Here is a 10,010-nt window from a genome sequence, read left to right as displayed (position 1 = left end):
CTTCGTGCGGGGCCCCTAGAGCACCGCGGTGGAGAGAAAAGGGCAGGGTAAGGGCATCCCCACCCACGGCAAGTTTAGCGGCACTCTCCCCCCACACGAAGCGAGTCCACTAGATCGAGCAACCGTAGCGGGACTTGCTTTCCAGCGGGGTCGGCCTATCCGCTGCGGTTTGCTGGGGGGACGGGATTCACTTGGGTGCTGGCGAAGTCGGGCTATCCGCTGCGGTTTGCTGGGGACGGGATTCACTTGGGTACCGGCAAGGTCGGCCTATTCGCTGCGGAACCAGCGGGGGCGGGATCTTGTTGCGTACCAGCGGGTCGGCCTATCCGTTGCGATTTGGTGGTGGTAGTAATGGTGGCGGGCCTTGCGGAAGTCTTAAGTGGACAGTCGGGTCACAGGGTGAATCGGGCGCCGTCGGCTGGGATGTGGGTGCCGTGGGTGGTGACGGCTCGGTGTTGGGGTGATGCGGGATCGGCTACCGGGTTGGTGTTGTTGAGGTGGGTGTAGCACCATCGCGTCGTGCCGCCGTTGAGCAGTGGAAGGGACTCGGTGATCGGGATGTGGCCCATCCGGCGTTGCTCGTTGGTCGCGCTCGCGGTCACGTGTGACATCTCCCCCGCCGTGTGGAACGTGCCGTCGAGCAGGGTGCAGTCGGCGTCGGCGACGAACTCGCTGAAGCCGGGTGGCCAGGTCGCCAGGCAGGGTGCGTAGGCCAGGACACCGCCGGTGGCCGGGTCGCGGATCCGGTAGGCCACAACCCAGTCCGGCGCGGACGGCTGGGCCTGTGCGTACCTGGGTCGCTTGCCGGACAACGGGAAAACCGCGCATTCCAGCCTGCCGTCGTCGAGGGTGAACGCGGGCGCGGCCACCCGCCAGGCCCAGTCGTGGTACTGCCCGATGACCTCGCGCAGCGGCAGTGCGGTGGACAGGGCGCCGAGGACGGGGGCGGGCGCCCACACCGTGAGCCCCGCCCCCTCGCGCAGCAGGGCCAGGCCCAGGGTGTGGTCGATCTCGGCGTCGGTCAGCAGTACGCCGCGCAGCGGGGTCTGCCTGCGGGCTGGGCCGGGGGCCAGCTCGGCGGTGGCGGTGAGCTGGGCGCGCAGGTCGGGTGCGGCGTTGAGCAGGAACCAGTCCCGCCCGGTCGCGCTCACCGCGACGCAGTCCTGGGTCCGGGGCGCCAGTTCGCCGCGGCGGCAACGGGTGCACAGTTCGCACGCGCAGTTCCACTGCGGGAGGCCACCGCCCGCGGCCGTCCCCAACACGATGACCTTCACCGGATCACCGGCAGCTCGCGCATCAGGTACGGCGGGGTCGCGACCGGTGCCGCGGCCTCTCGTACCAGGTGGTGGTGCGGCGAGAGGGAACACACCGGATCGGTGTTCGCCGCGGACCCGGTCAGCAGGAACGCCTGGCAGCGGCAGCCGCCGAAGTCCACGGCGCGGCGGTCGCAGCCCCGGCACGGGTCCCGCATCCACGACTCGCCCCGGTAGGCGTCGAAGGAGCTCGACTCGTACCAGATCTCGGCCAGTGGCCGGGTGGTCACCCGGTCGAAGGACAGCGTGGTGATCACCTCGGCCGCCGGGCACGGCAGCACGGTGCCGTCCGGCGCGACGGTCAGCTGGCGCGCGCCCCAGCCGTGCATGCACGGTTTCGGGTACCGGTCCTGGTAGTCGGCGACCACGTAGATCACCGCCATCCGCCCGGCCAGCCGCTCCCGGGCGGCCCGCACCACCGGCTCGGCCGCGTCGAGCTGGGCCCGGGTCGGCATCAGCGCGTCGCGGTTGCGCAGCGCCCAGCCGTAGTACTGGGTGTTCGCCAGTTCCAACCGGTCGGCGCCCAGTTCCTCGGCCAGCGCGATGATCGCGCCGACCTGGTCGAGGTTGCCCCGGTGCAGCACGACGTTCACCGTCAGCGGCAGCCCGGCCGCGTGCACGGCCGCCGCGGCGGCGCGCTTGCGCTCGAACGCGTCGACACCCGCGATTCGCTTGGCCAGCAAGGGATCTGCGGCCTGCACGGACAGCTGAACGTGCTCGACACCGCACGCCGCCAGGTCCGCCATCCGCTCCTCGGTGAGCCCGAGCCCGCTGGTGACCAGGTTGACGTAGCAGCCCAGCCCCGAGGCGTGCCCGACCAGCGCGGGCAGGTCGCGCCGGGCGAGCGGTTCCCCACCGGACAGGTGCACCTGCAGCACACCCAGGTCCCGGGCCTGGGTGAACACCGACCGCCACTGCTCGGTGTCCAACTCGCCCGACCTGGGCACCAGGTCGACCGGGTTGGAGCAGTACGGGCAGTGCAGCGGGCAGCGGTGGGTCAGCTCGGCGAGCAGGCCCAGCGGCGGGGCGGTCATCCGCGCACCGCCCCGGTGACGATGCCGCGGTCGGCCAGTTCTCCCAGCAGCCCCAGCACTTCGGCCTCCCGGACGTCGGTGTAGCGCTCGGCCAGACCCTCGACGATCTCGCCGATGGACCGCGATCCGTCGCACCACTCCAAGACGGCCCGCGCGGTGTCGTTGAGCAGGAGCACACCCTCGGGGAACAGCACGACCGGGACCCTGCGGACGTGGTCGAAGCCCAGCCGCGCGCCGCGGCCCAGCCGGGGCGCCCACGCGGCGGTCACGTCCGGCCCGCCTGGTCGATCGCGTCCAACACCGACCAGAGCACATCGCACTTGAAGCCCAGCGCGGCGACCGCGGCGTCCTGTTGCGCGCGGGTGGTGCAGTGGGTGAGCACCAGGTCGACCGCCTGCTTGCCCTCGTCGGCCACCGCGTCCACCCGGGTGGTGAAGTAGGCGAGGTCGGCCGGGGTGATCCACTCGTAGTGCGCCAGCACATCGGTGACCCGGCGGCGCATGAGGTGCCCGGAGAACATCTCGGTGAGCCCGGCGGCCACCGCGACGACCCACGGTTGGGTGCGGGCGAAACACACGTAGGCGTCGACGGCGAAGCGCACCCCCGGCACGACGTGGCGCTCGTCGAGCACCTCCGCCCGGGTGAGCCCGAGGGCCGCGCACAGCCGCAGCCAGTGCTCCCGGCCGCCCTCGCCGTCGGCGGCGCCGTCGTGGTAGACGATCCGGTCCACCCACAGCCTTCGCACCTGCGGCAGCGGGCAGTTGCTCACGATCGCCGCGTCCTTGGCGGGCAGCACACTTTGGTAGTACCAACGGTTGGCGGCCCAGGTGCGCAGCTCTGCGCGCGTCAGCGCGCCGGCGTGCATGCGCTGGTGGAACGGGTGCGAACTCCAGTAGCGGGTCGAGAGCGCACGGAGCCGGGTCAGGAATTCCTCTTGGGGCAGCGGGGAATCCCGCATGGATGACCTCCAGAAGTGCCAGGTACCGCGGGGGTGCGGGGCGCACCCCCGCACCCCCTCGGTGGTGTCCGGTCAGTCCTGCCGCGCCACGTACGCGGTGATCTCCATGGGGGTGTCGAACTCGGCGAACTCGGGTGTCACCCAGAGCAGGCGGTCACCGTCCTGATGGTCACGGCCCTGGCGGTCACGGTCCTCGGTCACGTGCTTCCTCATTTCCTCGGTTGCCCGGAGGCTGTAGGACACGGCCGGAGTGCCCCACCTGGTGGTGGCTCACCGACTGTAGGGAGGCCGTCACCGGCCGGACAACCGCACGGAGTCCCGAGTTCTTACCAGTTCCGCCCTGTCGTGCTACTGTTTCACGTGTCAGCAAGTTCTTACACGTCTAAGGAGACCTTGACGGTGGCCGGACCGACGGGCGACGAGCTGGTCGAGGTGCTGGCGGCGCTGGCGAACCCGCTGCGGCTGCGGATCGTGGCCCAGCTGGTCACCGGGCGGGACTACGTGAGCAGGCTGGCCCGGGTGATCGGGATCAGCCGCCCGCTGCTGCACATGCACCTGCGCCGGCTCGAGGCGGCGGGCATCGTGGCGGGCACGCTGGAGCTCTCCGCCGAGGGCAAGGCCGTCAAGTACTTCGAGGTCACCGACTTCGCCCTGCACCTCACCGGTGCCACGGTGGCCGAGGCCGCCAAGACCCTGACCAGAACGGACCCGGCGAGGGGTCCGGCACCCGAGGAGCAGCCCTGATGTCCACCACCTGGCCGCAAGCGGTCACCGTCGTCGGCCTGTCGTTCCTGGCCTTGGTCTTCGTGCTCTACCTGGTCCAGTCCTACCTGGACAGCCGCAAGTCCGCGCTGCGCGCGCAGCACGAGGGGGCGCTGCGGCAGCTGGTCACCCGCTACGAGCAGCTGGCCGAGAACACCCTCGACGCCCAGCAGCGCACCGCGGCCGACGTGGCCGAGCTGCGGGCCCGCGCGGGCGCCATCGAACAGATCCTCCGCTCGGTCGACGACTGAGCCAGTCCACTGTGGAGCCATTGTGAAGGCTGTTGTCCAGGATCGTTACTGCTTACCGGAATCCCTGTCCCTCGACGACATCGACACCCCGACGCCCGGCGAGGGCGAGGTCCTGGTGCGCGTCCACGCGGCCGGGGTCAACATCGCCGACTGGTTCATCATGACCGGCAAGCCCTACGCGGTGCGCCTGGCCTACGGGCTGCGACGGCCGCGTGAGCGGGTACGTGGACAGGACGTGGCGGGCACCGTCGAAGCGGTCGGCCCCGGGGTCACCCGGTTCGCGGTCGGCGATGAGGTGTTCGGGGCTGGTACGGGCACCTTCGCCGAGTACGCGGTGGCTCGCGCGTCGACGCTGGTGCACAAGCCCGCAGGGGTGACATTCGAACAGGCGGGGGCCGCGCCGATGGCCGCTCTCGTTGCCTTGCAGGGCTTGCGCGACCGGGGGCGTGTCGAGTCGGGGCAGAAAGTGCTGGTGAACGGGGCTTCTGGCGGGATCGGTACGTTCGCGGTTCAACTCGCGGTCCATTTGGGGGCCGAGGTGACCGGGGTGTGCGGGCCCGGGAACGTGGAGTTGGTGCGCGGTCTCGGCGCTGAGGTGATTGATTACTCCCGTGAGGATTTCACTGCGGGGGGTGAATATGACGTGGTGTTCGATATAGCGGCCAATCGGTCCCTGCGTGAGTGCCGGCGGGTGTTGAGTCCGCGGGGGAGGTTGGTGTTGGCGGGGTCCAAGGGTGGGGCGTTGACTGGGGGGATGGACCGGGTTGTGGGAGCGGCGATCCAGTCTTGGTTCTCTCGGCAGTGGATGGGGACTTGGCTTTCTACGCCGAATGTGGAGGATCTCTCAGCTGTCGCGGGGTTGCTGGGGAGTGGGGTGCTTCGGGCGGTGGTGGATCGTCGGTGTGGGCTTGGGGAGGTGGGTTCGGCGTTGGGGTATGTGGCGTCTCGGCGGGCTCGGGGGAAGGTTGTGGTGGTGCCCTGAGTTTGGCCTCTCGGGCCTTTGCGTTGCCCCGGGGGCTCGATTGGGAAGGGGTTGCTCATCGCGAGTTCAACTCTAAAGCGACCTTCACACTTCTCCCCCTAATACCTCTCCCCCACTCACATCTCTCTCCACTCACCTCTCTCCCTTCACAGTTCCTCTCATGCGCACAAGTCCTAGCCGACGCCCGTTTCCGTTAGTTCTGCCAGGTGAGTGGCGAAACCGCCGGTGCAGCGGGTGGAGGGTCTTGCGCTGGTGACGACCGGGTCGTGGTCGGTGTGCCAGACGCGCAGGTGCGCGTGGCGCATCAGGTCGACCAGGTGGTTGTCCTCGCCGCAGGCCAGGGGGGCGAAGCCGGCTACGGACTGGTAGGCCGTGGCGGTGAAGGCGAGGTTGGCGCCGTGCACGTGCCGTGCGTCGGTGGCGTACAAAGCCGTGTACACAGCCGGGAGCCATGGTGGTCTGGCCGCCCAGCTGTCCACGGTGACCGTGCCCGCGACAACATCGACGCCGTCGGCTGCGGCCGTCAGCTGGTCGGCGAGCCAGCGGCGCGGGACCTGGCTGTCGGCGTCGGTGGTGGCCAGCCAGAGGCCGTCCGCACCGTCGGCCAAGGCCGCGGTGAATCCCGTCGCTCGGGCGATGCCTACGTTGCGGGCCGCGATCTCCAGTACTCGCACGCCGTGGGCGCGGGCGATGGCTGCGGTTCGGTCTGAACAGGCGTCGGCGACCACGGTGATTGACACCGGCAAGTCCACTTCGGATAGTGCGGTGGCCAGGGCGTCGAGGCAGGCGGGTAGGAGCAGTTCCTCGTCGTGGGCCGGGACGACGATCGCGGCCCGGTTCAGCACAGGCCTTCCCTGGCGGCGACGGACTGCGGCGCGGGTGGTGTGCGGGTGAGGACGTCGAGGCGGAAGTCTTCCTCGAGGTGCTCGGCCAGTGCGCGCAAGCCTTGGTGCGCGGCGAAGGCCGCGTGCACGGTGTCGGCTTCGCCCGGGTAGTCCGGGACCTCGTGGCGCCAGTGCGCGAGCACGAGTTCGCCGCCGGGTTCCAGGCTGTCGTGCGCCCGTTCGACCAGCAGGCCGAGGTCGTCCGGACCGAGGTAGTAGCCGATCTCGGAGAGCACTACCAGGTCGAAGCGGCCGACGGGCCAGTCTGCCGGGACCTGTCCCTCGTGGACGGTCACGTTCGGCCACGTGCGCACGCGGTCGCCTGCCTGGGCCCGGGCCGTCGGGTCGAGGTCCCAGGCCAGCAGGCGGTCGCAGCGGGCGGCCAGGTGCTCGGTGAGCACGCCGACCGAGCAGCCCGGTTCGAAGACGTGCCGGTAGCGCGGGCGGGTCAGCGACGCCATGGTCAGGGCGTACTTGCGCTGCTCGTACCAGCGGCTCGCGAGGCTCCACGGGTCCGGGTCCACGGCGTAGAGCGGGCGAAAGAAGTCAGGCCCCAGGGTCATCGAGGACCACCTCCCAGTCGCGCAGCAGCCGGTCGAGGACGTGGGCGGGCAGCACCGGGCGGTCGGCCGGAGCGGGGCCGATGGGGTGCAGTTGGGAGACGAACTCGTTGGTGGCACTGCGTTTCGCCGCCGCGGTCGTCGGTGGGAGGTCGATGCGGCGGGCCTGTTCCCAGGGCACCCTGGGATCGTCCGGGACTGCCCAGTGCCAGGTCCACACGGGATACTCGAGCAGCCGGGCGCCGGTTCGCGCGCAGGCGGTCGCGGCGGCGCGGCCGACGGCTTCGTGGTCCGGGTGACCGTCTCCGCGCCAGGTGGTGAGGCACCAGGAGTCGGGGGTGAGGCGGTCGACGATCTCCTCGACCAGGGCGGTCTCGTCGATCCGGCCGTCAGGCTGGCCGAGGTGGTGGACGGTCGACTTGAGACCGAGCGCGGCCAGGGCGGCCCGGGTCTCGTCGCGGCGCAACGCGGCCAGCGCGGTCGGGGTGTACACGGTCGAGCCGGGGTGCGAGGCCTCACCGTCGGTCACCGCTATCACCTCGGCTTGGCCCAGCAGGCTCAGCAAGCCGCCGATACCGAGGACCTCGTCGTCGGGGTGCGGGGCGACCACGACGACGTGCTTGACGGCGGCCAGATCCAGTCGCGGCCACGTGGTGGGTTGGGGCCAAGCCCGCCAGAGCGCTTCGGGGGTGCCCAGCCCCTCGATGGGGGTTACCACTGTGCGGCGGCGAGTTCGCCGAGGCGGGCGAGGTCGCGTTCGGCGTGGCTCTGGCGGAGGTAGACCTGCAGGTCGGCGACCCGGGTCCCGTGCTCGGCGGTCAGGCTCAGCGGACCGGCGCCGGTGGCCCGGCCGACCCGGTCGAGCACCTCCGTGGCCACCCGCTCCACCGCCGCCCGCACCCGCAACGCGAGCTGCTCAGCAGGCTCACCGGGTCCGGCGTCGACTTGGCGGGCGGCCTCGTCCAGCACGGCCTGACCCGTGGCGAGCAGCGCGTCGACGGCACCGATGTGGGCGAACTGGTGAGCGTCCGGCTCGGCAAGCCGGTCGAGTTCGCGGGCAACGCCGCGCGCACCGCCTAGCCACACGGCCGCCACCCCCATCCCGCCGTGCCAGAACCCGGGCCGCGCGGTGTAGTCACCGGGCCTGCCCACCGGCTCGGCGGGCGCGTCGGTGAACTCGACTGTGCCACTATCGCTGGCGGCCATCCCGGTCGCGAGCCAGGTGTCGGGCACCGGCTCGACACCGGCGCCGACCCGCGCGTGGAAGAGTGCGGGCCCATCCGGGCCGACGGCCGTGACCAGGGCATCAGTGCAGGTGTAGGCACCGGAGCACCACTTGCGGGACCCGGTCAACCGCCACCCCGAACCCGCTCGCTCGGCCCGCAACGTGCCCGGCGCCGCAGCCCACACGCCCCAGAGGGTGCCGGGTTGGGTGGTGACCCCGGCCAACTCGGCCAGGATCGCGGCGGCGTCGGTGTGTCCCTCCGCCAACCGGGCGACAGTCAGGTTCTCCGCACCCAGGGCCGAGAGCGCGGCCCACCGAGCCCCGGTAGCCCCGTGACCGGGCAGGGGCAGTTCGAGCGCCCCGGACACCACCAAGGCGCGAAACCTCTCAGCGGTCTCCACCGCGGCAGCCACAACCGTCCCCAACGCGTCCTCCCTAGTGCTGGGCGCGGTGTACCCCGGCAGCACGCTGCGGAAACCGGGGTGGTCTGCTGTTAGACTGGAGTTGGCGGCGACATGGGGGTTGCCCGGGTTCAGTCGGGACGCACCCCGGTCGGGAGCACGGCGTCGCGGGCACGGCTCGGGTCGGGGGTACGGCATGGTCAGCAGAGCCACCACACGAGCAGCCGGGTTGTCCCCCGGCGGCCCGGTCCGGGTCCGGTTGGAGAAGCGGACCAGCAGACTGCGCAGCCTGCTGGACACCGGCTCGATCGAGGTGGCGACCCGGGCGCGCCGGACGATCTGGCAGCCGAGCCCCGCCCACGAGCCCGCAGCCGACGTGGCCATCCGCTCGGACCTGCTCCGACTGACCCCGAGCCACGAGCAGGACAGCCGGATCCAGGAGATCAGCACGTCCCGCAGCGCCGCCGTGCACGTGCTGCTGCTGGCACTGTTCGAGAACCAGGTCCGCGAACCGCGCGCCTACGAGTCCGCGGGCCGCACCCGACTCCCGGTGCACAACCCCGACACCGTCGATTGGGTCGACTTCGCGGCACTACCCACCACAGACCCCCGCTCCTCCGCCCCGATCCTCGCCGCCAACCGCGAGCGCCAGATAAAACGTGCCTTGGACCGACTCGCCGAACACGGACGAGTCGAAGTGAAGCCGCACGGCGATTACAATCGGTTCCGACTCCTGAACGAGGCAGCCGACAACCCAGCGGGCTCACCGACCTACTACCGCCCACCCCGGCGCACCCGCAACAAGGTCCTGATCCTGCCGGTCGAATTTTTCACAAACTGCTGGCTCGACGCTCTCACGGACAACGAACTGATCACCTACCTGGCACTACGAGCAGCAGCACACGCGAACCCGACCCGACACGCGGACGGCGGGATCTCACTGAGCCCGAAGTCCAGGAGAACCGAGTTCAACATCGAGCGGCCGTTCGAGTTGCACCCGATGCTGGCTCATTATGGGTTGGTCCGAACGACCGTCACCGAACGCTTGCGTCGGGCGGATGGGACGATGATGGCGGTCACGGGGGACGAGTCCGGGCAGGTGCACCGGTTCACCCTGAACGACGAGGCACTGCGGAAGCCGGGCGTGGAAACGGTCGCCGACGCCCTGACCCGATACATAAACGGATCAGAGTCCCCATCCCGGCAGAGCTCCTGACCAAGCCCCAACCGGCAAAGTCCTTGTGTCCCAAGCCCAACCCAGCACAAGCCGACACAATCCCCAGACCCCACACCCCACCCAGCGCAAGCCGACACAATTACTGAATCTCAAGCCCCAAGCCAAAGCAAGCCGACACAATCTCTAGATCTCAAGCCCCACCCAACGCAACACCCGCTACGAATGTGCTCGATTCAGTGGACTCACTTCGTGTGGGGGGAGAGCACCGCTAAACTTGCCGTGTGGTGGGGATGCCCTTCACCCGCCCTTTTTTCACCACCGCGGTGCTCTAGGGGCCCTTGACCTCAGGTGGTCATCGCGCCACCGTGTTCGACCAGCAGTTCGTTCAGCTTTTCGACGGGTTTGTACCAGTCGAGTGTTTGGCGGGGTCGTCCGTTGAGTTCGCGGGCGACCTCGTCGAGGT

The 10,010-nt window shown here is 70.1% G+C and carries 13 protein-coding genes; 4 read left to right on the top strand and 9 right to left on the bottom strand.

Annotated features, from left to right (window positions below; all coding sequences use genetic code 11):
* Positions 1 to 392 precede the first annotated feature (392 nt).
* The 5 genes from pqqB to pqqA form a co-directional block, all read right to left on the bottom strand.
* A complete protein-coding gene (gene pqqB, locus QSK30_RS36290) occupies positions 393 to 1,274 on the bottom strand; it encodes a pyrroloquinoline quinone biosynthesis protein PqqB (protein ID WP_285509949.1) in 882 nt (293 codons plus the stop codon).
* The gene (gene pqqE / locus QSK30_RS36285) at positions 1,271 to 2,347 is read right to left on the bottom strand and encodes a pyrroloquinoline quinone biosynthesis protein PqqE (RefSeq protein ID WP_285509948.1); all 1,077 of its coding nucleotides are present in this window, start codon (positions 2,345 to 2,347) and stop codon (positions 1,271 to 1,273) included. The genes pqqB and pqqE overlap by 4 nt, the downstream gene beginning before the upstream one ends.
* On the bottom strand, positions 2,344 to 2,616 hold the full coding sequence (gene pqqD / locus QSK30_RS36280) for a pyrroloquinoline quinone biosynthesis peptide chaperone PqqD (protein ID WP_285509947.1): 273 nt from the start codon (positions 2,614 to 2,616) through the stop codon (positions 2,344 to 2,346). The genes pqqE and pqqD overlap by 4 nt, the downstream gene beginning before the upstream one ends.
* Entirely contained in the window at positions 2,613 to 3,305 is a 693-nt protein-coding gene (pqqC, locus tag QSK30_RS36275; RefSeq protein ID WP_285509946.1) for a pyrroloquinoline-quinone synthase PqqC, read from the bottom strand. Before pqqC ends, pqqD begins: the two co-directional genes overlap by 4 nt.
* 72 nt (positions 3,306 to 3,377) lie before the next feature.
* Positions 3,378 to 3,506, bottom strand: coding sequence for a pyrroloquinoline quinone precursor peptide PqqA (pqqA, locus tag QSK30_RS37085; RefSeq protein ID WP_352231683.1), 129 nt, complete (start codon positions 3,504 to 3,506; stop codon positions 3,378 to 3,380).
* A gap of 198 nt (positions 3,507 to 3,704) precedes the next feature.
* Between pqqA and QSK30_RS36265 the strand changes: the two genes are divergently transcribed.
* From QSK30_RS36265 to QSK30_RS36255, 3 genes are read left to right on the top strand one after another with little or no spacing between them, the layout of a single operon-like run.
* Positions 3,705 to 4,049 carry an ArsR/SmtB family transcription factor gene (locus tag QSK30_RS36265; RefSeq protein ID WP_285509945.1) on the top strand — a complete coding sequence of 115 codons (345 nt, stop codon included), beginning with the start codon at positions 3,705 to 3,707 and terminating at the stop codon, positions 4,047 to 4,049.
* Positions 4,049 to 4,318, top strand: a complete 270-nt coding sequence (locus QSK30_RS36260; protein WP_285509944.1) for a hypothetical protein — start codon at positions 4,049 to 4,051, stop codon at positions 4,316 to 4,318. The genes QSK30_RS36265 and QSK30_RS36260 overlap by 1 nt, the downstream gene beginning before the upstream one ends.
* Positions 4,319 to 4,340: 22 nt before the next feature.
* Entirely contained in the window at positions 4,341 to 5,300 is a 960-nt protein-coding gene (locus QSK30_RS36255) for an NAD(P)-dependent alcohol dehydrogenase (RefSeq protein ID WP_285509943.1), read from the top strand.
* 173 nt (positions 5,301 to 5,473) lie between these two features.
* On the opposite strand, the gene QSK30_RS36250 is transcribed toward QSK30_RS36255, so the two are convergent.
* From QSK30_RS36250 to QSK30_RS36235, 4 genes are read right to left on the bottom strand one after another with little or no spacing between them, the layout of a single operon-like run.
* The gene (locus QSK30_RS36250; RefSeq protein ID WP_285509942.1) at positions 5,474 to 6,145 is read right to left on the bottom strand and encodes a glycosyltransferase family 2 protein; all 672 of its coding nucleotides are present in this window, start codon (positions 6,143 to 6,145) and stop codon (positions 5,474 to 5,476) included.
* The gene (locus QSK30_RS36245) at positions 6,139 to 6,747 is read right to left on the bottom strand and encodes an SAM-dependent methyltransferase (protein ID WP_285509941.1); all 609 of its coding nucleotides are present in this window, start codon (positions 6,745 to 6,747) and stop codon (positions 6,139 to 6,141) included. Before QSK30_RS36245 ends, QSK30_RS36250 begins: the two co-directional genes overlap by 7 nt.
* A complete protein-coding gene (locus tag QSK30_RS36240; protein WP_285509940.1) occupies positions 6,731 to 7,462 on the bottom strand; it encodes a PIG-L deacetylase family protein in 732 nt (243 codons plus the stop codon). Before QSK30_RS36240 ends, QSK30_RS36245 begins: the two co-directional genes overlap by 17 nt.
* On the bottom strand, positions 7,456 to 8,394 hold the full coding sequence (locus QSK30_RS36235) for an acyl-CoA dehydrogenase family protein (RefSeq protein WP_285509939.1): 939 nt from the start codon (positions 8,392 to 8,394) through the stop codon (positions 7,456 to 7,458). The genes QSK30_RS36240 and QSK30_RS36235 overlap by 7 nt, the downstream gene beginning before the upstream one ends.
* A gap of 172 nt (positions 8,395 to 8,566) precedes the next feature.
* On the opposite strand from QSK30_RS36235, the gene QSK30_RS36230 reads away from it, so the two are divergent.
* Positions 8,567 to 9,586: a hypothetical protein gene (locus tag QSK30_RS36230; protein ID WP_285509938.1), complete on the top strand. Its 1,020-nt coding sequence runs from the start codon at positions 8,567 to 8,569 to the stop codon at positions 9,584 to 9,586.
* Positions 9,587 to 10,010: the final 424 nt, after the last annotated feature.

The sequence above is a fragment of the Actinokineospora sp. NBRC 105648 genome, assembly GCF_030269645.1.
Lineage (GTDB): Bacteria > Actinomycetota > Actinomycetes > Mycobacteriales > Pseudonocardiaceae > Actinokineospora.
The sequence above is the reverse complement of the archived record's forward strand: the minus strand, read 5'-3'. Positions and strand labels throughout refer to the sequence as shown.